We start from the raw sequence: 23,948 nt of genomic DNA on the forward strand, positions 1-23,948 counted from the left end.
ATAATGAAAAAGGCCCGGCTGAAAGCCGGGCCTTTGTATTATTTGGCGAATTCCGCTCGTATGACATTCAGGGCGCCTCCGGCCTTGAACCATTCGATCTGCGGCTGATTGTACGTGTGATTCAGCGTGACTTCGTCCTTGCTGCCGTCCTTATGGTTGAGCACCATCGTAAGGGGCTTGCCTGGCGTGAAGCTGGTCAGCCCTTTGATATCGATGGTGTCGTCTTCCTGTACCTTGTCGTAGTCTTCCTTATTGGCGAAGGTGAGGGCGAGCATTCCCTGTTTTTTCAGGTTGGTCTCGTGGATACGGGCGAAGCTCCTGACCACGATGGCGCGGACGCCCAGGTGACGGGGTTCCATAGCCGCATGTTCCCGGGAAGAGCCTTCTCCGTAATTCTCGTCCCCTATGACGACGGAGCCCATGGCGGCTGCTTTGTAGGCCCGGGCGGTTGCAGGAACAGGACCATATTCCCCGGTGAGCGCATTTTTAACGGAATCCGTCTTTTCATTGAAGAAGTTGACGGCGCCGATGAGCATATTATTAGAGATATTGTCCAGGTGGCCGCGGAACTTCAACCAGGGTCCTGCCATGGAAATGTGGTCGGTGGTACATTTGCCTTTTGCTTTAATCAGGAGCTTCAGCCCTTTCAGGTCCGTGCCTTCCCAGGCGGCGAAGGGGGCCAATAGCTGAAGGCGCTGAGAGTCCTCCTTTACTACGACCTGTACGCTCTTGCCGTCACTGGCAGGGGCCTGGTAGCCGGCATTTTCCACGGAAAATCCATTGGGGGGCAGCTCTACGCCCGTGGGCTCATCCAGCATCACTTCTTCGCCCTTCTCATTCTTCAGCTTGTCTTTCAGGGGATTGAAGGTCAGGCTACCGGCAATGGCAAAGGCGGTGACGATCTCTGGCGAGGCGACAAAAGCATGGGTGCTGGCCAGTCCGTCATTGCGCTTCGCAAAGTTCCGGTTGAAGGAAGTGATGATGGAGTTCTTGCGATTGGGATCATCGATGTGGCGGGCCCATTGTCCGATGCAGGGGCCGCAGGCATTGGCGAGCACAACGCCCCCGATCTTATCGAAGGTCCGGAGGAACCCATCCTTCTCGATGGTGTACCGGACTTGTTCGGAACCTGGGGTTATAGTGAATTCTGCTTTGGTTTTCAAGTTCTTATCAATAGCCTGCTGGGCGAGGGAGGCGCTGCGGCTGATGTCCTCGTAAGAAGAGTTGGTGCAGGACCCGATGAGGGCGACCTCCAGCCGCTCGGGCCAGTTGTTGGCTTTGACGGCCGCTGCAAACTCGCTGATGGGCGTGGCAAGGTCGGGTGTAAAGGGACCGTTGACATAGGGCTCCAATTCGTTGAGGTTGAGCTCGATGACCTGGTCGTAATATTTTTCGGGATTGCTGTATACTTCCTTGTCGGGGCGGAGGTAGTCCCTGATACCGTCTGCCAGGGCAGCTACTTCTGTCCGTCCGGTGGCTTTCAGATAGTCGGCCATTTTGGAATCGTAAGCAAACAGGGAGCAGGTGGCACCGATCTCGGCGCCCATGTTACAAATGGTGCCTTTACCGGTGGCGCTCAGGCTGTCGGCGCCTTCTCCAAAATATTCCACGATGGCGCCTGTGCCTCCTTTTACCGTGAGCTTACCGGCCACCCAGAGGATGATGTCTTTTGCGCTTGTCCAGCCGCTCATTTTCCCGGTGAGCTTAACGCCGATGAGCTTGGGCATTTTCAGCTCCCAGGGAAGGCCGGCCATTACGTCCACTGCGTCGGCGCCGCCAACGCCGATGGCCACCATGCCCAGACCCCCTGCATTCGGCGTATGGGAGTCGGTGCCGATCATCATGCCGCCGGGGAATGCATAATTTTCCAGGACAACCTGGTGAATGATGCCGGCACCGGGCTTCCAGAAACCGATACCATACTTATTGGAAATGGAAGCGAGGAAATCGTATACTTCTTTATTTACGTCCTTTGCCGTGGCCAGGTCGCTGACAGCGCCTGTCTTAGCTTGTATAAGGTGGTCGCAATGTACGGTGGAGGGGACGGCTACCTTGTCACGGCCGCAGGTCATGAATTGCAAAAGGGCCATCTGTGCGGTGGCGTCCTGCATAGCTACGCGATCGGGTGCAAAATCTACATAGTCTTTACCTCTTTCATAGGCGCGGGTGGGGGTTTCGAACAGATGTGCGTACAAAATTTTCTCAGCGAGGGTGAGGGGAGAGCCTACCAGCTTACGGGCAGCGTCTACCTTTGCCGGCATGTTCCCGTATAACTTTTTGATTAGATCCAGGTCGAAAACCATGATAAATTGTTTTTATATGTTAAGCCTTAAGTGCTTAGTTACTAACGTAATGCTTGCCGCGGTTAGTCGGGCGCCAGCGCTGTGCGCTGGCAGGGCGCTGGCAGGGGCTGCAATTTACCTAAAAAATAGGTTATTGTGTCAATTACATGCTAGGGGGTTTGTCGTTTTTTTTTAATTTAGTGGTATGAACAGACTGAAGCATTTCATCGAATGGCAGGTATTCGGCGTGTGCTCTGCCATCGGGGAAAGAATGGGTATCGCCACTTCCCGGATCCGGACATGGTTTATCTATATTTCATTTCTGACCATGGGTTCACCGCTGATCATTTATTTTATCCTGGCATTCTGGATGAACATCAAGCGATATATTTTTTCTGCGCGCAGAAATCCCGTGAAATATCTTTAACGGCGGCCTCATTGCCTGCCGTTTTTTCGTATCTTACTGTGGTGCCCATATCCCAGTCCGTTGTTAAATGACGATTCACTACTGAGAGCCTGGCCTGATCAGTGGCTAATTATTGTACAGATAAAACAACTGCCTTTGTTCCAGTTTGATTTTTCGTATACGGATTATGAGCTGTTGCAGAATGATCTGGCTCAACGGCTGAATGTACGGGTGATAAACCATAAGCTGGTGTTTCCGGAGGCTATTGCAACCGGCAGCCTGACCTTTGTCCGTCTGCCGAACGGGATTAATGTCAATGTCATCAATTGCAGGTTTAACCAGGACTGGTTCCTCCTTCGCAGGAAGATAAAAGAGGAATACTATACCCTCCGTTTCCACGAGCTGACCATTCCAGATACTCTGGAGATACGCATCGGGAAGGAGCGGCTGAAGGAATCCAACACCACGCGGTCTATCGCCTATCTTACCAATACGCTTTCCGAATGGGCCTACCTGGGAGCCCAGGGGACTGTTTATAAAGGGATCGATGTCCTCTTCGATGCAAAATGGCTGGCGGATTACCTGGGAGTGAGCAATATCGATGATGTCCTCACCACGTATTTGTCCTTGCAGCTGGAAAACGTGCATACGGAACCGCTGGATAGCGAGTACCGGCGGCTTATACAGGAGATCATGGAGGTGGAGGATGATAATCCCATGCGGCTGGCCATTATTCAGAACAGGGTTATGTTCCTGATCGAGCGATTTTTCACGCGGGTGTATGAAAGACGTAAGAATTCTCATTTCGATATTCCTTTGTCCAAGACGGATATCGACCGGATGATGCAGGTGGAGTCCGCATTGACCAGGGATATTTTTGAGCCGGCGCCTACCATTAGCCAGCTGGCGAAAATGGTATCCATCAGTGAATCGAAGCTAAAGAAGGATTTTAAGCTCATATATGGACTTCCGGTATATGAATATTTTCAAAAGATAAGAATGCAGGCCGCCAAAGACAAGCTGTTGTCGGGCGATCACTCTGTAAAGGAGGTGGCCATGGAGCTGGGATACTCCAATCTCAGTAATTTTACGATCGCTTTTAAGAAAGAGTTCGGGCTCCTGCCCAGCAAGCTGTTGAGTGCTTATTGATCACAAGCGGCTGATTTCAAGATTCCTGCAATCCCCTGCAGGAGTATTTTAATCTCAGAAAACATTTCCAGCTATTTTTATCACCTTTTCGGGTGTTGAATGGTAGGATTCGGGAGTACCTTTGCATAGAGTTTGTACACAACGCTGCGCAATTGCTTATTTGAAAGCAAGTTTGAATGTCCCGTTTTTAATTCCTCGTTTCCAGAAAGACCAGCCTCTATTCAGTACCCTTTTGAAAGTCGTTTTAAAACTCCGAAACAACTTTGCGGATCTTTACCAATTGTTCCAGAAGACCCTGAAGAAGATCCAATCTGAGCATATTCGCTCCGTCGCTTTTGGCAATGGAAGGATTGGGGTGTGTCTCTATGAACAGGCCCTCGGCACCGGTGGCGATCGCAGCTTTTGCAATTGTGGCGATCAGTTGGGGATTGCCGCCGGTGATACCGCTTGTCTGGTTGGGTTGTTGGAGCGCATGGGTGCAATCCATCACTACGGGAGCCTTGTGCTCCTGCATCCAGGGTATGTTGCGGTAGTCCACTACCAGGTCCTGGTAACCAAAGGTGGTGCCTCTTTCAGTGAGGATGATCTTTTCATTTCCCGCCCGGCGTATCTTTTCCACGGCGAACTTCATGGCTGGTCCACTAAGGAACTGGCCTTTTTTTACGTTGACCACTTTTCCTGTTTCGGCGGCTGCCAGGAGCAGGTCGGTCTGCCGGCAGAGGAAGGCGGGTATTTGCAATATGTCGATATATTCAGCTGCCACCGCGGCTTCCTCATGGGCATGTATGTCGGAGGTTGTAGGGACCTTATAGGTTGCCCCTGCCTTCCGGATAAGGGACATGCCATTGTCGTCCCCGATACCCGTGAAGGAGCCGGCGCTGGTACGGTTAGCTTTCCGGTAGGAGGCTTTGAAGATATAAGGTATACCCAGGTTGCGGCAGATGGTGGAAACCTTGTCGGCTACCTCCATCACCAGCTCTTCGCTTTCCACTACACAGGGGCCGGCGATGAGGAAGAAGTTTTTCTTGTCGTACGATTGATGCTGAAATAGTTGATGTAAGAATTGCATGGGGGCAAAATTAGGGCAATTGGCCGGTATAGATATTTTCTTTAGACGGAGGGTTTTGCTGGCTGAAATGTATTGTGTATATTGTACACATTAAGTACGTAACCATTAAACCATTGCTATATGAAAAGATCACTACGCTTCGGCCGGACCGGCCTATTCCTTATCAGCTTTTTTCTTATTGTATGCAGACCGCTGAATGCCCAGAACCCATGGAACGGCAAGGTCGTGCTGGAAGGATTCTGGTGGGATTATACCAACAACAATTATCCCAACGGGTGGAGCAATTACCTGACGGAACTGGGGCCGCGTCTCCGGTCGACCGGGGTCGACGCCGTCTGGGTGCCGCCTTGCATCAAGAATGCCGGTACTAACAGTGTGGGTTATGCTCCTTTTGATCAATATGACCTGGGAGATAAATACCAGAAAGGGAGTTTGAAGACCCGCATGGGCACCAAGGACGAGCTCCTGCGGATGGTAGCGGTGATGCATGCAAACGGTGTCGACGTGATACAGGACGCCGTATTGAATCATATGAGCGATGCGGGCTCGGTGACGGGCGCGGGCGGTCAGGATGGGAACAGCTATTCCCTCATGACGAACAGCGGGTACAAGAATTTCCGCTATGTGTGCTATGCAAGGCCTGCGGGCGACGAGACTTCCACGGATTATCTTGGCCGGACCGGTCGATGGCCCAAGAACTGGGAGAATTTCTATCCCAATGCATCCAACAATCATTACAACACCAATGACTGGGATGCTATTATGTTCGGCCCGGACATCAGCTATGAGTCCACGGCATATGGGACGAGCTCCAATGCCACGTATAATCCTGCGCAATCTTCGGACTATATGCGTGCGGGCGCGCGTAACTGGCTTATCTGGTTCAAGAAGCAGACGGGATCGGATGGCTTCCGGCTGGATGCGGCAAAGAATTATCCCTATTGGGCGGCGCAGGACTTTTTATGGAATGTGAAATATAATGCCAGCTGGGCAAATGGCGGGGCGAATATGTTTGCGGTGGGTGAGGTAGTGGGCAGCACGGCGGATGAGGACACCTGGATCAATAATGTGAAAACCAGCAATGGCGGTACGGAGGACCTGGTAGGGACATTCGATTTCGGATTCCGGAGTGAATTGAAGAATATGATCAGCGCCGGCGGGTCGTATGATCTGGGCAGTCTTCCCGGTAAGCAGCAGAGCAACCGGTACCGCACGGTGCCATTTGTAAATAACCACGATACTTACCGGCCCATCAAGGATGCAAATGGGTACATAACGGGATGGGACAGTGGTAATGAGCTGGGAGGAGGCCATATCGATCCTAACGATGGACGGATAGCCGTGGCTTATGCGGCGGCTTTTGCTGTAGATGGCTCGCCACAGGTGTTCTTCGAGGATCTGTTCGACCTGGAGAATACGGGCAAGCGGTATACGCATTTACCTACCAGTGCTACCGATCTGCCGGTGCGGGACGCCATTGCGAATATCATCTGGTGCCACCAGAAACTGAACTTTAAAAAGGGTGCGTATAAGGTACGCTGGCAGGCGCAGGACCTGCTGATCATCGAGCGGGGGTATAATGCGGGCCCGGAGAACAGCTATGCCATCATTGGAATAAATGACAACTGGAATACCTGGCAGCATGCCACCATACAAACGGATTTTGGGGCGAATGTCCAGCTGCATGACTATTCGGGCGCCAACAGCAGTGATATCTGGACGGATGGCACCGGGAAGGCTACCATCTATGTGCCGCCCTGCGACGGCAGCAATACCCGCCGGGGCTATTGCATTTGGGGGCCAGCTGGTATTACGGGCAGCTTTTCTCCTTCCCAGCGGAGCACTACGCAGGAATGGGAGATGGCCGATGACCTGGGAGACGCACATGACAGCAGTCTGAAGCAGGGCGGAGCACTGCCGGCCAGCTCTACCGCCTGGCGGGTCGCAGGCGAGGTCTTTGACCAGGGCGGGAAGACGATCACGGTCAATCTTTATCCTGCCAACACGAGTCCCAACCTGACAGTGAGCATTTACAACCACGCCGGCACTTCGGTGGCCACTACCAATGGGACGGGCAACCTAACCCTCTCCTATACGCCTGCGTCAGATGGCTTTTATACGGTGAAGGTGAAGAACACCAACAGCACCAATCCCGGACAAACGGCATATGTGAAAGTGACCTATACGGCGCCCATGACGGTGAGCACGTCCGCTTATCCTGCCGTTGCGGAACGGACGGCGGCTGAACGGACACCGTCGGACCTTGGCGGCGCTCCTCGACTACAATTGACGCTGTCTGTCTATCCGGATCCATCACCGGGCACATCGCAGGTGGTATTCGAGCTGCCGGTTGCTTCCAGGATCGAGCTGAGCATCCTGGATCTGGCCGGACGACGCATCAGGAAACTGGCGGATGGAGCGATGCCGGCTGGGCGGCAGGTAGTAACTTTCAATGGCGCGGCGTTGCCTGCGGGCGTATATATTATTCATCTTAATACGTCTGCAGGAACGGAGACGAAGAAGATCGTGATCGCCAGGAAGTAGTTCGGACAGTACAGGGGCGCGTTTGTCAAAAAAAGCCGTCCGTCTGCTTGCCGCTTGCAGGCCGAAGTGTAGATTTGCGCCCTAAATCACTGTAATGACGAAAGAAAAAGTCCTGGTCATCGGCGCCAGCGGTCAAATAGGGGTGGAGCTTACCCTGGCCTTGCGTAAGATATATGGCAATGCTAACGTAGTAGCTTCCGACCTCCGGGAGGAGAACGAGCTGCTGAAAGGCAGCGGGCCCTATGTATCCCTGGATGTTATGAACAAGGAAATGCTGCATGTGCAGGTGATCCGGCAGAATATTACGCAGATTTACCTGCTGGCGGCCATTCTTTCCGCCACAGGGGAGAAGAATCCCAACCTGGCCTGGCACCTGAATATGCAGGGTTTGCTGAATGTGCTGGACATTGCCCGTGAGGAAAAATTGCATAAGGTGTATTGGCCCAGCAGCATTGCCGTATTCGGGCCTACTTCGCCAAAGAAGAACTGCCCCCAGCGTACCATTATCGAACCCAGCACTGTGTATGGTATCAGCAAGTATGCCGGGGAATTCTGGTGTAATTACTTTTTCGGACGGTATGGCGTCGATGTACGGAGCATCCGCTATCCCGGTCTGATCAGCTATAAATCTGCGCCGGGCGGCGGCACTACGGACTATGCCGTGGAGATCTTCCACGATGCGCTGGAGGATGGGAAATACAGCTGCTTTCTGCAGGAGGATACCTACCTGCCCATGATGTATATGCCGGATGCCATCCGTGCCACGATCGAGCTGATGGAAGCGCCATCAGACCGGCTGACTGTGCGCACTTCCTATAATGTGGCGGGTATGAGCTTTTCTCCAAAGGAGATCGCTGCGGAGATCACGCAGCATATTCCCGGGTTTACCATCGACTATAAGCCGGATTACCGGCAGAACATTGCCAACAGCTGGCCGGAGAGCATCGATGACAGCGTGGCCGGGGCCGATTGGGGTTGGAAGCCGGAATATGATCTGGCGCGGATGACGAAGGACATGCTGACCAATTTACGGTAGATATGCCTGTTGTCACGGGAATGTTAAAAATAGGCGCTATAACCTACTAAAGAGGTAGACTTTTTGCCCCGAACCGTAATTTATATTAAATTGCTGTCTACTCAATTTCAGCATTATTATGGTACGTGTTTACCTGGGCCTCATCCTCCTTTTATTTTCATGCTCAACGGAAAAAACTTTTGCAGGCCGTCCCGGACTTCCCAACGGTCAATGGCGTGCCGTATTGCAGCGTAAGGATGGACATTCCATTGTGTTTAATTTCGAATCAAAAGACAGCGCAGGGAAGAAGGTGCTCTACATCCGCAATGCGGCCGAACGTTTGCTGGTGGACAACATTGGCTACCAGGGCGATTCCGTGCTGATCCGCTTGCCCTTCTTCGAGTCGCAATTGCGGGCGGTGGTCACGCCCGAGGGCAATCTGAGGGGCGTATGGCTAAAACGGGGTGCCGACAATTACCAGGTGATGCCTTTTGAGGCTGCGTATAACAATGCACAGCGATTTGCTGCTGGAAGCGGCGTTCCAAAGGGGGTGGCCGGGCGGTGGCGCGCGGTGTTCCGCAGCGCTCGCAACGAAGATAGTTCGCTGCGGGTGGGAGAGTTTCAGCAGGAAGGGGACCGGGTGACCGGTACATTCCTGGACCCTACGGGTGATTTCCGCTACCTGGAAGGCGTGATGGATGGTGATTCCCTACGGCTGTCCTGTTTTGACGGCGGGCATGCTTTCTATTTCACGGCCCGGCTGGAGGAAGATGGGAAACTATCCGGGGGGCAGTATTTTTCCGGTGCGGCAGGTTATGAGACCTGGACGGCCGTGAAGGATGCATCGGCAGCGCTGCCGGATGAATTTACGCTGACGAAATGGAATAAGGACGCAGGGCCATTGGCTTTTACCTTTAAAGATATCGGGGGGCGTATGGTATCGTTGTCTGAAAAGCGATTTTCGGGCAAGGTAGTGCTGATACAAATAATGGGTTCCTGGTGTCCTAATTGCATGGATGAGACCAGGTTCCTCAGCGCCTTCTATAACGAGTATCATCCAAAAGGCGTAGAGATCATTGGGCTCGCGTATGAACGTACCACGGATTTTGCCCGCAGCCAGGCCAGTCTCCGGAGCTTCCAGCAACGTTTTCAGGTGAAATATCCCATGCTGATCACCGGCGTGGCGGTGGGCGATCCCAGGCGGGCAGAAAAGACTTTGCCGCAGCTGCAGGAGATCGTCGGTTTTCCAACTACCATCTTTTTGGACAAGACGGGAAAGATATCCAGGATCCATACGGGGTTCAGCGGCCCTGGGACGGGGAACCATTATGAGGAACAGCAGCAGGAGATCCGCCAGACGGTGGATGAATTGCTGAAGAACTAGGCGTGTTTGCCTCTGCCGCCCTCGGTGCCCCCCATCATCATAATATCCCTGTCGAAAAGATAGAGGCCGCTCTTATCGTCTCCTATCAGCTAATGAACATATGGATAAATAATGAGGTTTCTATAATGAGACTTCTGTAAATTGCAGCCATGCAACAATATCTCGATCTATTGCAGCATATTTTGGATACGGGCGCCGCCAAGGCGGACAGGACGGGCACCGGGACGCTGAGCTGCTTTGGCTATCAGATGCGTTTCCAACTGTCAAAGGGTTTCCCGCTCGTGACGACGAAAAAATTACATCTGAAAAGCATTATTTATGAGTTGCTATGGTTCTTGCGGGGGGATACCAATACAGCCTACCTGAAAGAGCATGGCGTCAGCATCTGGGACGAATGGGCGGACGCCAATGGCGACCTGGGGCCTGTATATGGCAAACAATGGCGTAGCTGGGAAGGTGCGGATGGGCAGGTGGTGGATCAGATCAGCCAGCTGATCCAGCAGATCAGGAAAACACCGGATAGCCGCCGGCTTATCGTGAGCGCCTGGAATGTCGCCGACCTGCCCAGGATGGCGCTGATGCCTTGTCACACTATCTTTCAATTCTATGTGGCGGATGGCAAGCTTAGCTGTCAACTGTACCAGCGCAGCGCGGACTCCTTTCTCGGGGTGCCGTTCAATATTGCATCTTATGCCTTACTGACCCTCATGGTGGCGCAGGTATGCGACCTGGAGCCAGGCGAATTCATACATACTTTCGGAGATGTGCATCTTTATAACAATCACATGGAACAGGCAAAGCTGCAATTGAGCAGGAAGCCTTATCCCTCGCCGGTGATGAAGCTCAACCCGGCTGTAAAGGACATCTTCGGGTTCCGCTTTGAGGATTTTACCCTGGAAAATTACCAGAGCCATCCTGCGATCAAAGCGCCAGTGGCGGTGTAAACACCTTCTTATGATCATAAGCTTAATCGTTGCAGCCAGCACTAATAACGTTATTGGAAAAGATAATAAGCTGCTCTGGCATTTACCGAATGACATGAAGTACTTCCGGAATACCACCTGGGGCATGCCTGTGATCATGGGCAGGAAAACGTATGATGCGCTGGCGGGCGAACCCTTACCGGGCCGATTCAATTTTGTTATCACCCGTAATAGGGAATGGGACCCGCACAATGAGAAAGTGAAAGTAGTGGACAACCTGGCGGCCGCAGTAACGGCCGCCGGCGATACGGATGCAAAGGAGGTGTTTGTCATCGGCGGTGGTGAAATATATCATCAGTCCATGTCTATTGCGGATAAGATCTATATGACCCGGGTGCATACTGAAGTGGAGGGAGATACGTATTTTCCCGTCATCGATGAAGGGAAATGGCGACTGACGAACAACCTGGATTTTCCTGTCGACGAAAAGCACGCATATGCCTACAGCTTCCAGGTATGGGAGCGGAAAAAAACTATTTGATGTATTCCCGCCTGCAGCTTGTCCGGAAATATATCCGGTATTATCTCACAGCCAGTAACGGCAAAGGCCATGGCATTCATTCCCCTTTTGTATACGACTTTATCAGGAACGTATTGAATGACGATCGCGTTTATGATGCTTATGTCCCGATCGGCACGCTGCGGGCAGGATTATTAAAAGATAAGACCTTGCTGGAGGTGGAAGATATGGGAGCGGGGTCTGCGGTAGGCGGAGGGCGGCAGCGCAGCGTGGGTGACATCGCCCGGAATGCGGCAAAGCCTGAGAAGTTAGGGAGATTGTTGTACAGGATCGCGAGATATTATAAATGCACTGCGGTGGTGGAACTGGGGACTTCCCTGGGGTTGTCTACGGCCTATCTGGCTTTTGGGGCCTCAGGCTGCAAGCTACAAGCTACAAGCAATGAGCTGCAAGCTGCGAGCGAGGAAAAGAATGTCGACAAGCGCCCATGGGTATGGACGATTGAGGGGGCCGGCGCCGTGGCCGCGGTGGCTGCAAAAAATTTCCACGAGCTGGGATTGGAAAATATAACATTGATCGTGGGGAATTTCGATGAAAAGCTGGGAGGCGTTCTGAAGCAAGCGGACAATATCGATCTCGCTTTCGTGGATGGCAATCACCGTCTGGAGCCTACATTACGGTATTTTCATTTATTGATGAGCCGGTGCGCTCCTTCGTCGATCCTCATCTTTGACGATATTCACTGGAGTGCGGAAATGGAAGAGGCGTGGGCAAGGATCCAGGACGATCCGAGAGTGTATATGACCATTGATCTTTTTTTCATAGGGTTGGTTGTCCTGCGGAACGAGTTCAAGGTAAAGCAACATTTTGTCATACGGGTTTGACGGTCGGGTAATTTTGTGTAATTTGATAGAAATTCCATTAACCCATCTCTATGATCGTTGGCGTACTGAAGGAACCGGCATTCGAATCAAGAGTTTCGCTACTGGCAGAAAGTGTGACAGCGCTGGTAAAGAAGAAGATCGAGGTTTGGATAGAAGCGGGCGCCGGGGTAAAGGCCTATTGCGGGGACGACGATTACATCAAGGCGGGGGCTGTCCTCCGGAGCCGGGAGGAATTGCTCGCTGGAGCGGATATACTGCTCAGTATACATTACAACGATATTCCCGCCACGTTCGGGCATAAGATCCTCATCGGCGTTTATCAGCCATTATTCAATCACGCACACCTGCCTGTATGGGCCAAACAGCATATCACCAGCTTCAGCCTGGACATGTTGCCGCGTACCACCCGTGCACAAAGCATGGATGTGCTGAGCTCACAGGCCAATATCGCGGGATACAAGGCCATCCTCCTGGCTGCCGAAAAGTCTCCCCGTTATTTTCCCATGTTGATGACGGCCGCAGGCAGCATCGCTCCTGCGAAAGTCCTGATATTAGGGGCGGGCGTGGCAGGCTTGCAGGCCATCGCCACGGCAAGGCGGCTGGGGGCTGTCGTGGAAGTATTCGATACACGTCCGGCCGTAAAAGAGGAAGTAATGAGCCTGGGCGGGAAATTCATCGAAGTACCAGGCGCGGCGGATGCTTCGAAAGCAGGGGGCTATGCGGTGGAGCAGTCTGCTGATTTTCAATTACGGCAACAGGAAAAGATCGCCGAAAGCATTGCCAGGGCTGACGTCGTCATCACTACCGCGCAGATTCCGGGCAAACGGGCGCCTGTGCTGGTAACTTCTTCCATGATCGGAGCAATGCGAAAAGGATCTGTCATCATTGATCTGGCTGCTGCCACCGGTGGTAATACGGATGTGACGAAGAACAATGAGACGGTGGTTTATCATGGTGTGACCATCGTCGGAGATTCCTCCCTGCCATCCTCCATGCCATATGACGCCAGCAAACTATATGGGAAGAACGTCCTGAATTTTTTGCAATTGATCACTGGCAAAGAAGGTCAGCTGAACCTGGATTTTTCTGATGACCTGGTGAAAGGATGTTGTATTACATATAATGGGGAGGTGGTGCATGAGAAGCTGCGGGCGGTGAGCGACAAGCCGTGAGCGACGAGTTGCAAGCTACAAGTTATAAGCTGCAAGTAAGGAATAATTAAATGCTGATGTATGGAAAATATATTGAGCTGGATAAGCGCGCATCATGAGATGATCTATATCGTGATCCTTATGATCTTTCTCGGTATCGAGGTCATCGGCCGCGTGCCGGCCGTGCTGCATACGCCATTGATGAGCGGGGCCAATGCGATCCATGGCGTGGTGATCATCGGGGCCATCATCGTCATGGGCAAGGCGGAGAGTGATAATTATGTAGCCCTTGGGCTGGGATTCCTGGCTGTAGTGCTGGGAACCCTGAATGTGGTGGGCGGCTTTGTGGTGACGGACAGGATGTTGGAAATGTTTAAGAAGAAGCGTTAAAATCATTACTATGGGTATTAGCCTGCTCACCGTCTGTTACCTTGTAGCTTCCGTAACGTTCATTCTCGGACTGAAGATGCTGTCCGACCCGGCAACGGCACGGAGAGGCAATCTGATTGCTGCGGGTGGGATGATCCTGGCTATTGTGGGCACCATCTTCCTTTACGAGGCCAATGGGGAGCGATTGCATAATTACGGTTGGATCTTTGGCGGTATTTTTATTGGCGGCATTGCGGGAGCTTTAGCCGCGCGTAAGGTACAGATGACGGCAATGCCGGAGATGGTGAGTCTTTTCAATGGGACCGGGGGCGCTTGTGCGGCATTGATATCGATCGCGGAGTTTAGGAGGCTGAGGCGGTGGCCAGATATTGATATAGAAGCATTGAAATCTTATCTTCCAAAGCTGGGGGAGTTCGTGCAAGATCAATTTAAGATTCAACTTGGACCGTCCGGCGGAGAGCTGCTGATCATTTTATTGGGCCTGATCATCGGGTCTGTTTCTTTTGCAGGCAGTATCATTGCCTGGGGCAAGCTGAACGGCCGGATAAAAGATGTGACGTTCAGGGGACAACATATTTTCAACTTACTGTTGCTCTCGGTAGTCCTGTTACTGGCAGGGTATATACTTTTTTCAATGGACAGAGGTGGTGGTAACATTGATATTTCAGATCTGACGGTATCTATGAACAAGCCGGTGCCGGCGCATGTCCATGTCCTGTTCTACATTGTTTTATTACTTTCGGTCTTATACGGCGTGTGCTTCGTCCTCCCTATCGGCGGAGCCGATATGCCTGTCGTCATTTCTTTATTGAATTCGTTCACTGGCGTGGCGGCTGCATGCGGGGGCTTCCTGTACAATAATAAAGCAATGCTCACGGGCGGTATCCTGGTCGGCGCGGCAGGGACACTATTGACGATCCTCATGTGCAAGGCCATGAACCGCAGCCTGAAGAATGTGCTGATCAGGTCTTTTGGAAGCATGGCAGCAGCAGCCGGCAGTGAGGCTAAAGAGCAGGGAGCATACAAGGAGATCTCGCTCAGTGATGCCGCTGTGATCCTCAGCTATGCCCATAAGGTGATGATCGTGCCTGGCTATGGTCTGGCGGTGGCGCAGGCGCAGCACGCCTGTCATGAGCTGGAAAAGCTGCTGACGGAGAAAGGGGTGGAAGTAAAATATGCTATTCATCCCGTGGCGGGACGTATGCCGGGACATATGAATGTATTGCTGGCGGAGGCGGATGTGAGCTATGACAACCTGCTGGAAATGGAGCAGGCCAATGAGCAGTTTCCCACGACGGATGTGGTCATTGTCCTGGGGGCAAACGATGTGGTCAATCCTGCCGCCAAGAGCGACCCAGCCTCCCCCATCTACGGAATGCCCATCCTCGAAGTGGAGCTGGCCAGGACCTGCATCGTCAACAAACGTAGTATGAAGCCGGGCTATGCCGGCATAGACAACGAGCTTTTCTTCCGCCCTAAAACCTCGATGTTGTTTGGCGATGCGAAAAAAGTGCTGCAGGACCTGCTCTCGGAAATCAAAAGTATTTGAATTAGTTTTACTTTCATGCTGCATAGGAAATTCACGGCTCCTTTTTGGTTTATGCTGGTCCTTGGGACCGTCGCTACCTGCCTGTCGATCTATGGATTACGTATGATCAGCGTTTATGCGCCCAGTTATGCGATGAGCGCGCTGAGCAAGATAGCCCTCTTCTTTTTGCCTGCCATTATTTTCATCGAGGCCATCATGTATTGGATGGTAAGAAAAAGAAATGTGTACAGGAGAGCGACATGGACCCATGTGATCTTATTCGCCATCGCTTATTTCACGCCATTTATAAAGGAGTTTTTGTTTATGTCCTATGCTGTATATGCCGGGGTCCGGGATGTGCGATCTTTTATGAGATCTGTCACCCTGGGACAGATCTGCCTTTTTTGGGGGCTGACGGTTATGGCGCACATCTATTTTGCCCGGACGCTTATCAGGATCTTTTCCAAACAGCCGGCCAGTGAGGATGAGGCTGCTCAGCCTGAGAATATGCTGGATGATGTGCTGGGTTAATAGAGGCAATGTTTGATAAAATTATCAACTACCTTTGCGGATCGAAAAAGTTATAAGGAAGTGCCTGATCTACCAAAGTTATTAATGGATTCTTTACAGGGGGCCGCGGGTTTTGACGCGGCGGCATTCGAAGCCGTCCATGCATCGGGTGCGCAGGTGACGTCTGTGCGGCTGAACCCTGCAAAATGGCCGGGAGACGGAGAGACGCATGAGTGGAGCAGCGATGTGGGGATGGAAAAAATTCCCTGGTCGACCTGGGGGTATTACCTGAGCAAGCGGCCATCCTTTACTTTCGATCCATTGTTTCATGCCGGCGCTTATTATGTGCAGGAAGCTTCCAGCATGTTCCTTGAACAGGTGCTGCGGCAATCGGCGGACCTCTCGCGCCCGTTGCGGGTATTGGACCTCTGTGCCGCCCCTGGTGGAAAATCCACATTGATACGAAGCCTGCTGCCGGAAGATAGTCTGCTGGTGAGCAACGAGGTGATCCGTAGCCGGGCAGGGATACTGCAGGAAAATATGATCAAATGGGGCGCCGCGGGGGTGGTGGTCACGAACAATGATCCCCGTGACCTGGGGCGGCTGGAAAATTATTTCGATGTCATTGTGGTGGATGCGCCTTGCAGCGGCAGCGGTCTTTTCCGCCGCGAACCGGAGGCTATCGATGAGTGGAGCCTGGATAATGTGCAGCTGTGTCATCAGCGCCAGCAAAGGATCCTGGCCGACATATGGCCCGCCTTGCGCAGCGACGGCCTGCTGATCTATTCCACCTGCTCGTATTCAAAGGAGGAGGATGAGGAGATACTGGATTGGATGATGGAAGAGCTGCAAGCTACCAGCTGCAGGCTGCAAGTGGGGGCCGACTGGAATATTGTTGAGACACAGGGCGATAAGGGCGGGTATGGTTATCGCTTTTACCCGGACAAGGTGAAAGGGGAAGGATTTTTTATAGCCGCCGTACGAAAGAATGAAGGCAATACGTTCAGTTACCCCAGGAGCAAAAAACAGGGATTCGAAAAATTACCCAGGAAAGAGGCGGACGCATTGGGGCCTTGGATAACAGAGCGCTCGCCGCTGTTATTATTCCGGCATGAGGAAATGGTACGGGCCTTACCGGCCTCCATGGCGGAGGACCTGAATTACCTGCAATCTTATTGCTACCTGAAAAAGGCAGGTGTATTATTGGGGCAGCCGTCTGTGAAGGATTTCATACCGGACCATGAACTGGCCCTGAGTGATTTGATCCATGAGCAGTTGCCTGCTATCGAGCTATCCAGAGAGGAGGCTATCAACTATCTGCGCAAAGAGGAGCTGCAAGCTGCAAGTGGCAGGCTGCAAGCCGTAAGAGAAGAAAGAAGGGGTTGGTCACTGGTACGCTATCAGGGACAGAACCTGGGCTGGGTAAAGGTCTTGCCCAATCGCGTGAATAATTATTATCCGAAGGAATGGAGGATCCTCAAGAGACCCTGAAAAGTGTATATTTGCCTTTACCACGAACCCTATTTTAAAAAAATACGCTATGCGATCAAAGGTTGTTGTAGTTTCTCTGATTAGCCTGCTTTTTATGAAGACGGTCCATGCCCAATCTGATGAACTCAATGTGCAAGGTCAGACGGGCAATCTCTACTTACAACATGCTGTGGTAGCGAAGGAAACCTGGTACAGCATCGGCAGGCTATATAATCTTCCCCCCGCAACGCTTGCGACCTATAATAAGCTTGCGATGACACAGCCGCTGTCGATCGGGCAGCAATTGCAGATCCCTCTCACTGCCGTCAATTTTTCCCAAAATGGGCTGAAGGCGGCAGGGGAGTCGTTGGTGCCCTTATATTATATCATCCAGGAAAAAGAATGGATGTACCGGATAAGTGTAAACCACAATAAAGTGCCCATTACCAGCCTGGAGAAATGGAATAATATCAACAAGGACCAGGTGCGCCCCGGTATGCATATTATTGTAGGCTATCTGAAAGTGAAGACGGCGCTATCGGCCCTGGCTACAAAAGCAGGAGGTGCGCCGGTGGCGGCAGGGACAGGGACGCTGGCAAAGCCGGCGGATAAGACGGAAAAGCCGGCGGAAAGTGCGGCGAAACAAGCGGAGAAAACGACAGATAAAACAACCGATAAGACCGTTCAGAGAGTGGACAAGCCGGCTGAGAAGATGGCGGAAAAGGCGGCAGACAAAATGGACAAAGCGGCTGAGAAGACTGCAGATAAAATGGACAAGACCGCGGACAAGCAGGTGGAAAAGACAGAGAAGCCGGGCGGTACAACTATTGCACCACCAGCCACAACGAATGTTGCACCTGCCATTACCAAGCCTGCTGCTACCACTACACCACCTGTATCCTCCAGCGGTAAGTCCTTCAACGGAGGATTTTTCAAATCGGACTTTTCCGACGGAGGTAAGTCCGCGGAAGGAGCTGCGGGGACCTTCAAAAGTTCCAGCGGCTGGCAGGACGGAAAATATTACGCTTTAATGAATAATGTACCTGTAGGCGCCATCGTACGGGTAACCGTTAGTTCATCCGGCAAGATCGTGTATGCCAAAGTGCTGGGACAATTGCCGGATATGAAGGAGAGCGTAGGGCTCACCATTCGCATCAGCAACGCGGCTGCCAGCGAGTTGGGAGAGGGGGATGGGAAATTCAACGTAACGGTGAGATATTGAGGTCTTTGCAGGTGATGTTGCAATTCACGGGAGAATTGTACTATCTTAGGGATGAAATTACCAATTCAAAACTAACTGCTGTCTGCTCGTGCACACTTATCCTTCATATGATGAAAAAGCCCTGCTATCTCAGGTAGCGCAGGGCGACGAAGCAGCGTTCCGTATAATATTCCACTCCTACCACCATAAGCTGGGTGCTTATATCCTGAAACTTACGGAGTCCTTTCCCTTAACAGAAGAGATAGTGCAGGATGTTTTCCTTGCCATCTGGCAGAACCGTGCAGGACTGGGTGCCATCAACCGGTTTGAATCCTATCTTTTCGTCATTGCACGCAACCGGGCTTTTAATTGTCTTAAACAAATAGCCCGGGAAAGGATGCGCAAGCAGGAGTGGGCCAACAACAGACGGGACGAACCGGAGGAACATGGCCCGCATATCGCCGTTGGCTACGATGGGCTGATCGAAAAGGCAGTGGACAGGCTTCCTCCTCAACAAAAAAAAGTATATCTTCTACATAATCAGCAAGGTATGGAATATGCGTCCATTGCGGTCCAAATGGGCCTATCGGCGACCACTGTAAAAAAGCATATGAGCCTTGCCCTTCGAAGCATCCGGGAATATGTCCATTCCCATATGGACCCGGTGAGCATTCTTTTCGTGATTGTATTACGTTTTTTCCTTCTCTGATAAAAAAAAATGCTGCGGGTATTACTCTCTCCGGGGGATCGTGTTGTCATTGAACAGGGAGACTACACATATGTCAGAACAAAGACTGCGCTTTCTATTCCATCGCTATTTCGATAAGACCGCTTCCGCGGAGGAACGTGCCGAACTGATGGCCTTGTTGGGAGATCCGCGGCATGATGAAGAGACCGGTGCTTTATTGGAGGAGGCCTGGCAGCGAATGGAAAACGGGGAGATTGTTTTCAGCGGGGCGCAGAGTGAAGCGATGCTTCGCCATGTGTTGGATGCAAGGCCTGCGACCGGTGAGGCGGCTGTGATATATAATAAGGATGCCAGGCGGCCTGTCATCACCTTGCGGAGAGTCATGGCGGCAGCGGTTGTGCTGCTGGTAGCCGGCATCGGCACTTATTTTCAGTTCTTTCGACATGCTGGCATACGGCAGTCTGCCGCACCGGTGGCTATAAGCAATAAGGAAGAGATCGATGTGCCGGCTCCCTGCGGGAACAATGCTGTACTTACCCTGGCGGATGGATCAACGGTAGTATTGGACAGTGCCAGGAACGGAACCCTTACGCAACAGGGGGATGCGCAGGTGTCAAAAGCCAATGCGGGTAGGTTGGAATATAATGTCCTGAGCCGGCAGCCGGCTGCAATTGTTTACAATACTGTTTCTACGCGGAAGGGTGGGCAATACCAGATAGTATTGCCGGATGGCAGTAAGGCATGGCTGAATACGATGTCGTCGCTGAGGTTTCCTACGGCGTTCGCTGGCACTGAGCGCGTGGTGGAACTGACGGGCGAAGCCTATTTTGAAGTGGAGAAGCAGCATAACATGCCTTTCCGGGTGCATGTCAACGTTCCGGGGGATAAAGGCATGGATGTGCGCGTGCTGGGAACGCATTTCAATGTAATGGCATATGATAATGAAGCGGAAATAAAAACGACTTTACTGGAAGGGGCTGTGAAAGTAGTCGAGGGGGATAAAAGCTCCATACTGGCGCCTGGTCAACAGGTGAAACTGGATAAGCATGGGGGATTCAAGCTGGACGAAAATGCGGATGTCGACCTGGCCATGGCCTGGAAAAATGGTTTTACTTCTTTTAAAAGCGCGGATATAAAGAGCGTTTTGCGGCAAGTGGAAAGATGGTATGATATTGACGTGATGTATGAGGGGGATATCCCTGAACGAAAATTCAGCGGCGGCATATCCAGGGACGCCAATCTTTCGGATGTAATAAGATTACTGGAAGTCAGTAAAATTCATTTTAAGATAAAAGGAAGAAAATTGACCGTTACACCGTAACAGGAAATAGCACATAGTGTAATATGGTTTCCCAAAAGAAAGCCGGAAGTGTTCGCACCACTCCCGGCCGGGTGTTTGGGCAAACTTTTAAATACAATCATCGGGACTGTACAATTGTTTAACCTAAACTAAAGCGAAGTTATGTTTTTGAAAGCTCTTTTCAAACTCCTGCCGACCAGGCGGGAGAGCCCGTTTTACGGACATTTAACCAAAACGCTGTTGATAATGAGACTAACAGCCATCTTTCTACTAGCGGCCTGTCTCCAGGCAAATGCAAGAAGCTATGGGCAGGCTATCACCCTTAGCGAGACGAATACCTCCCTCGAAAAGGTGTTTAAGCAGATCAAAAAACAGAGCGGTTATGAATTCTGGTATGAGGACAAGCTCATGCAAAAAGCGAAGCTGGTGAGCATCCATGTGGAGAATGCCCCCTTGGAACAGGTGCTGGGTATGTTGTTCAAAGACCAGGCTTTGAGCTATGAGATCATCGGCAAAACGGTGGCCATCCGGGAGAAGGAGGTCGTCGTACGTGATCGGCCGCTGCCGCCGCCCCCGCTGGATATACACGGGCGGGTGCTTAATGAGAAAGGGGAGCCTGTGGCCGGCGCTACCATTACGGTGAAGGGAACGAAAAAAGCAGTGGTCTCCAATGACAATGGAGAGTTTACCATCCAGGCGGATAAGGGACAGGTGCTGGTGATCTCCTCTATTGGTTATGGTGCGCGGGAGGTGCCGGTCAGAGATAATAATGACCGTCTCTCCATCAGTCTTATCATTGCCAACCAGGTGATCAATGAGGTGGTGGTCACTGCCCTCGGGATCAAAAAGGAAAGGAAGGCGGTTGGATATTCCGTCACGGAAGTGAAAGGCGAAGAGCTGACGAAGGCCAGGGAGGTAAATGTCATGAATGCCCTGGAAGGAAAGGTCGCCGGTCTCAACGTGAATACGGTCGCAGGCGGCCCGGGCGCTTCCAGCAACGTGATCATCAGGGGGGTATCCAGTCTTTCGCAGACCAATCAGCCCTTATATGTCGTCAATGGCGTACCGATGGATAGCAAGCCCAATGGTAATATGGGCACGCAGTATGACAATGCTCCGGACCTGGGTGATGCCATCGGCAATCTCAACCCGGACGATATCGAGAGCGTGTCTGTTTTAAAAGGCGCTGCGGCTACTGCATTATATGGTTATCGCGGCAAGGCAGGTGTCATTCTCATCACGACCAAGAGCGCGAAGAACAATAACATCGAGTTCAATTCCAATTATGTAGCAGAACGGATTATGAACCCCACAGACTGGCAATATGTATATGGACAGGGATCCAATACGCATAAGCCCGACAGTGGAAAAGTGGCCTTTGACAACGGTCAATACAGCTATGGGGCCAAGCTGGATGGCCAGCCCGTGGCGCAATTCGACGGGGTTGCCCGTCCCTATGTTGCGCAAAAGGATAATCTTGGCAGGTTCTATCGTACAGGGGGAACCTTCACCAATACGGTGGCTTTCAACAGGTTGTTCGAAGGAGGTGCCATCCGTTTTTCCGCCAGCGATCTGACGAATAAGTCCATAGTACCCAACTCCGGATTGAACCGTCAATCTTTCAACCTGGCCGTCAATTTCAGTCCTTATAAGAATCTGACAGTGGATGCAAGGGCGAATTATATCCTGGAGCAGGCGAAAAACCGGCCCTTCCTGTCCGACGGTCCGGGAAACTCCAACTTCAATGTCATGTTCCTGCCTACCAGCGTGGATGTAAATACGCTGAAAAAGGCGACCAATCCTGACGGCTCTGAATTCGGATATTCCAACAATGCCTATGCCACCAATCCCTGGTTTGCAGCTGAAAAGTTCATCAACAATACGGATCGCGACCGTCTGATCACTTCGGTGAATGCTCGCTATACTTTTGACAACGGGCTTTTCCTGCAGGGGCGGGTAGGCCGGGATGCCTATACGGATACCTATACGGGAGTCGTGCCTAACGGAACTGCCTACCGTGTGAATGGCTCGATCACAACGCAGAGCACTACGTTCACGGATATGAATGTGGACGGGCTGGCCGGGATCACGCTCAAAACGGGGGATCTCTCCATCACTCCAACGCTTGGCGGCAGCTATAGAAGGACCCGGTCGTCGATGACCACTAACAACGGATCTACTTTTGCGGTGCCCTACGTGTATAACATCGGCAATGCGATTGACAAGTCTGTCGGGCTTACCCCTTATGACCTGGAGGTTCAATCCCTTTATGGCAACCTGGAACTGGCTTACAGAGGGCTGCTTTACCTGAATGGCTCGACGCGGAACGATTGGTTCTCTTCGCTGGCCACACCTGGCAAATCCAATAGCCTGAACATCCTTTATCCTTCCGTCAGCGGCTCGTTTGTGTTCTCACAGGTGTGGCATCCGGGCTGGCTGAACTTTGGAAAGCTGAGGGCGGGCTATGCGGTGGTTGGTCAGGCAACGGACCCTTACCAGACATTGCTGAGCTATTCGTTGTATAGCCCGACGTTGAATGGCCGTCCTTTGGGGTCCATATCGAACACCAGCGTTCCGAACAGCAGTCTGATCGGTTCGAAAGCATCGGAGGTAGAAGTGGGGACTGAAATGAAGCTCTTCAACAATATGGTGTCTGTCGATATCAGTGCGTATATCAAAAAATCCAGCAATGAGATCGTATCGGCTCCGGCCTCTATTTCATCGGGCTACCTGGGTGCAGTGCTGAATATCGGGCAATTGCAGAACAAAGGCATCGAAGCCCTGGTTTCCATCACGCCTGTCAAAGGCCAAAATTTTAGCTGGACCAGTTCGGTGAATGGCTCGATCAACGCCAATAAGGTGGTGGCCCTGGCCGGGGGGCAGTCGTCCCTGTCTGTAGGGACCTCCCGTACGGGAAATGGCTTTACCCAAAATATTGTCGGGCTTGCCGCGGGCCAGATCGTGGCATTCGATTATAAATACGATGCTGCGGGGAAGATCGTGGTCGATGGTAGTGGCATACCGGTGTCAGGCGATCTGAAGCCTTATGGCTCAGGTTATGCCAAATGGGTGGCCGGCTGGAACAATGAGTTTACTTTCGGGAGGGTAAACCTGTCTTTCCTCATCGATGGCAAATTCGGCGGGAAGATATTTTCTGCCACGGACTACTATGGCTACCTGTTCGGCCTGCACAAGGCTACACTCGTGAACAGGGAGGGGAAATTTGGCAACGACCTGAATGCGCAGACTTACTACGCAGGGCTCGCCAACAATATATCAAAACTGTTCGTACAGGATGCCAGCTTTATCAAGTTCAGGCAACTGGTGATCGGGTATTCTTTCCCTGGTAAATTATTCGGCAATGTGGTGAAAGGCGCGACGCTGAGCCTGGTGGCGCGCAACCTGTTCACGCTGATGAAGAAGACGGATAATATCGATCCTGAAGCGAATTATGCCGCGGCCGCTCAGGGTCTTGAACTGGGTGGTGTGCCTCCCAGCAGGACGTTCGGCGCCAACCTGAGCTTTAAATTGTAA

19 protein-coding genes are annotated in these 23,948 nt (G+C 51.9%); 17 read left to right on the forward strand and 2 right to left on the reverse strand.

The genetic code is table 11. The annotated features are described in order from the left end of the window. Positions 1-38: 38 nt before the first annotated feature. Entirely contained in the window at positions 39-2,303 is a 2,265-nt protein-coding gene (locus Q4E93_RS04530; protein WP_303582921.1) for an aconitate hydratase, read from the reverse strand. A 184-nt stretch (positions 2,304-2,487) separates the two neighbouring features. Here Q4E93_RS04530 and Q4E93_RS04535 point away from each other — a divergent pair, with 184 nt between their 5' ends. Next, positions 2,488-2,709, forward strand: coding sequence for a PspC domain-containing protein (locus tag Q4E93_RS04535; RefSeq protein WP_303582922.1), 222 nt, complete (start codon positions 2,488-2,490; stop codon positions 2,707-2,709). A 135-nt stretch (positions 2,710-2,844) separates the two neighbouring features. Beyond that, positions 2,845-3,837, forward strand: coding sequence for a helix-turn-helix domain-containing protein (locus tag Q4E93_RS04540; protein ID WP_303582924.1), 993 nt, complete (start codon positions 2,845-2,847; stop codon positions 3,835-3,837). Between the two features lie 244 nt (positions 3,838-4,081). Here the strand turns inward: Q4E93_RS04540 and kdsA are convergent, their stop codons facing one another. After that, entirely contained in the window at positions 4,082-4,906 is an 825-nt protein-coding gene (gene kdsA, locus Q4E93_RS04545) for a 3-deoxy-8-phosphooctulonate synthase (protein ID WP_303582925.1), read from the reverse strand. 120 nt (positions 4,907-5,026) lie between these two features. On the opposite strand from kdsA, the gene Q4E93_RS04550 reads away from it, so the two are divergent. The 15 genes from Q4E93_RS04550 (at position 5,027) to Q4E93_RS04620 (ending at position 23,948) form a co-directional block, all read left to right on the forward strand. Beyond that, the gene (locus tag Q4E93_RS04550; protein WP_303582926.1) at positions 5,027-7,450 is read left to right on the forward strand and encodes an alpha-amylase domain-containing protein; all 2,424 of its coding nucleotides are present in this window, start codon (positions 5,027-5,029) and stop codon (positions 7,448-7,450) included. A 94-nt stretch (positions 7,451-7,544) separates the two neighbouring features. Beyond that, positions 7,545-8,486, forward strand: coding sequence for an NAD-dependent epimerase/dehydratase family protein (locus tag Q4E93_RS04555; RefSeq protein ID WP_303582927.1), 942 nt, complete (start codon positions 7,545-7,547; stop codon positions 8,484-8,486). Positions 8,487-8,604: 118 nt separating this feature from the next. After that, on the forward strand, positions 8,605-9,849 hold the full coding sequence (locus tag Q4E93_RS04560; RefSeq protein ID WP_303582928.1) for a peroxiredoxin family protein: 1,245 nt from the start codon (positions 8,605-8,607) through the stop codon (positions 9,847-9,849). Between the two features lie 149 nt (positions 9,850-9,998). Next, positions 9,999-10,793, forward strand: coding sequence for a thymidylate synthase (locus tag Q4E93_RS04565; RefSeq protein ID WP_303582929.1), 795 nt, complete (start codon positions 9,999-10,001; stop codon positions 10,791-10,793). Positions 10,794-10,803: 10 nt separating this feature from the next. Then, entirely contained in the window at positions 10,804-11,313 is a 510-nt protein-coding gene (locus Q4E93_RS04570; protein ID WP_303582930.1) for a dihydrofolate reductase, read from the forward strand. Then, positions 11,313-12,176 (forward strand): O-methyltransferase, encoded by an 864-nt coding sequence (locus Q4E93_RS04575; protein WP_303582931.1) that lies wholly within the window; start codon positions 11,313-11,315, stop codon positions 12,174-12,176. The genes Q4E93_RS04570 and Q4E93_RS04575 overlap by 1 nt, the downstream gene beginning before the upstream one ends. A gap of 50 nt (positions 12,177-12,226) precedes the next feature. Beyond that, positions 12,227-13,348 carry an NAD(P) transhydrogenase subunit alpha gene (locus Q4E93_RS04580; RefSeq protein ID WP_303582932.1) on the forward strand — a complete coding sequence of 374 codons (1,122 nt, stop codon included), beginning with the start codon at positions 12,227-12,229 and terminating at the stop codon, positions 13,346-13,348. Positions 13,349-13,408: 60 nt separating this feature from the next. Further along, positions 13,409-13,717, forward strand: coding sequence for an NAD(P) transhydrogenase subunit alpha part 2 (locus Q4E93_RS04585; RefSeq protein ID WP_303582933.1), 309 nt, complete (start codon positions 13,409-13,411; stop codon positions 13,715-13,717). 10 nt (positions 13,718-13,727) lie between these two features. Continuing rightward, on the forward strand, positions 13,728-15,266 hold the full coding sequence (locus Q4E93_RS04590) for an NAD(P)(+) transhydrogenase (Re/Si-specific) subunit beta (RefSeq protein WP_303582934.1): 1,539 nt from the start codon (positions 13,728-13,730) through the stop codon (positions 15,264-15,266). A gap of 15 nt (positions 15,267-15,281) precedes the next feature. After that, entirely contained in the window at positions 15,282-15,776 is a 495-nt protein-coding gene (locus tag Q4E93_RS04595) for a hypothetical protein (protein ID WP_303582935.1), read from the forward strand. Positions 15,777-15,836: 60 nt separating this feature from the next. Then, positions 15,837-17,246 (forward strand): methyltransferase RsmF C-terminal domain-like protein, encoded by a 1,410-nt coding sequence (locus Q4E93_RS04600; RefSeq protein WP_303582936.1) that lies wholly within the window; start codon positions 15,837-15,839, stop codon positions 17,244-17,246. A gap of 94 nt (positions 17,247-17,340) precedes the next feature. Beyond that, positions 17,341-18,447, forward strand: a complete 1,107-nt coding sequence (locus Q4E93_RS04605; RefSeq protein ID WP_303582937.1) for a LysM peptidoglycan-binding domain-containing protein — start codon at positions 17,341-17,343, stop codon at positions 18,445-18,447. An 88-nt stretch (positions 18,448-18,535) separates the two neighbouring features. Next, the gene (locus Q4E93_RS04610; protein ID WP_303582938.1) at positions 18,536-19,135 is read left to right on the forward strand and encodes an RNA polymerase sigma factor; all 600 of its coding nucleotides are present in this window, start codon (positions 18,536-18,538) and stop codon (positions 19,133-19,135) included. Positions 19,136-19,205: 70 nt separating this feature from the next. Beyond that, a complete protein-coding gene (locus Q4E93_RS04615) occupies positions 19,206-20,435 on the forward strand; it encodes a FecR family protein (RefSeq protein WP_303582939.1) in 1,230 nt (409 codons plus the stop codon). A gap of 225 nt (positions 20,436-20,660) precedes the next feature. Next, a complete protein-coding gene (locus Q4E93_RS04620; protein ID WP_303582940.1) occupies positions 20,661-23,948 on the forward strand; it encodes a SusC/RagA family TonB-linked outer membrane protein in 3,288 nt (1,095 codons plus the stop codon).

This window comes from Flavitalea plasmicola (assembly GCF_030546645.1).
GTDB lineage: Bacteria > Bacteroidota > Bacteroidia > Chitinophagales > Chitinophagaceae > Puia.

What these genes read in the sequence shown, in the direction of transcription:
- Q4E93_RS04615 (WP_303582939.1), top strand. Translation starts at nt 19,206, where the DNA reads ATGTCAGAACAAAGACTGCGCTTTCTATTCCATCGCTATTTCGATAAG.
- Q4E93_RS04620 (WP_303582940.1), top strand. Translation starts at nt 20,661, where the DNA reads ATGAGACTAACAGCCATCTTTCTACTAGCGGCCTGTCTCCAGGCAAAT.
- Q4E93_RS04580 (WP_303582932.1), top strand. Translation starts at nt 12,227, where the DNA reads ATGATCGTTGGCGTACTGAAGGAACCGGCATTCGAATCAAGAGTTTCG.
- Q4E93_RS04535 (WP_303582922.1), top strand. Translation starts at nt 2,488, where the DNA reads ATGAACAGACTGAAGCATTTCATCGAATGGCAGGTATTCGGCGTGTGC.
- Q4E93_RS04590 (WP_303582934.1), top strand. Translation starts at nt 13,728, where the DNA reads ATGGGTATTAGCCTGCTCACCGTCTGTTACCTTGTAGCTTCCGTAACG.
- Q4E93_RS04570 (WP_303582930.1), top strand. Translation starts at nt 10,804, where the DNA reads ATGATCATAAGCTTAATCGTTGCAGCCAGCACTAATAACGTTATTGGA.
- Q4E93_RS04555 (WP_303582927.1), top strand. Translation starts at nt 7,545, where the DNA reads ATGACGAAAGAAAAAGTCCTGGTCATCGGCGCCAGCGGTCAAATAGGG.
- kdsA (WP_303582925.1), bottom strand. Translation starts at nt 4,906, where the DNA reads ATGCAATTCTTACATCAACTATTTCAGCATCAATCGTACGACAAGAAA.
- Q4E93_RS04560 (WP_303582928.1), top strand. Translation starts at nt 8,605, where the DNA reads ATGGTACGTGTTTACCTGGGCCTCATCCTCCTTTTATTTTCATGCTCA.
- Q4E93_RS04575 (WP_303582931.1), top strand. Translation starts at nt 11,313, where the DNA reads ATGTATTCCCGCCTGCAGCTTGTCCGGAAATATATCCGGTATTATCTC.
- Q4E93_RS04605 (WP_303582937.1), top strand. Translation starts at nt 17,341, where the DNA reads ATGAAGACGGTCCATGCCCAATCTGATGAACTCAATGTGCAAGGTCAG.
- Q4E93_RS04585 (WP_303582933.1), top strand. Translation starts at nt 13,409, where the DNA reads ATGGAAAATATATTGAGCTGGATAAGCGCGCATCATGAGATGATCTAT.
- Q4E93_RS04550 (WP_303582926.1), top strand. Translation starts at nt 5,027, where the DNA reads ATGAAAAGATCACTACGCTTCGGCCGGACCGGCCTATTCCTTATCAGC.
- Q4E93_RS04595 (WP_303582935.1), top strand. Translation starts at nt 15,282, where the DNA reads ATGCTGCATAGGAAATTCACGGCTCCTTTTTGGTTTATGCTGGTCCTT.
- Q4E93_RS04565 (WP_303582929.1), top strand. Translation starts at nt 9,999, where the DNA reads ATGCAACAATATCTCGATCTATTGCAGCATATTTTGGATACGGGCGCC.
- Q4E93_RS04530 (WP_303582921.1), bottom strand. Translation starts at nt 2,303, where the DNA reads ATGGTTTTCGACCTGGATCTAATCAAAAAGTTATACGGGAACATGCCG.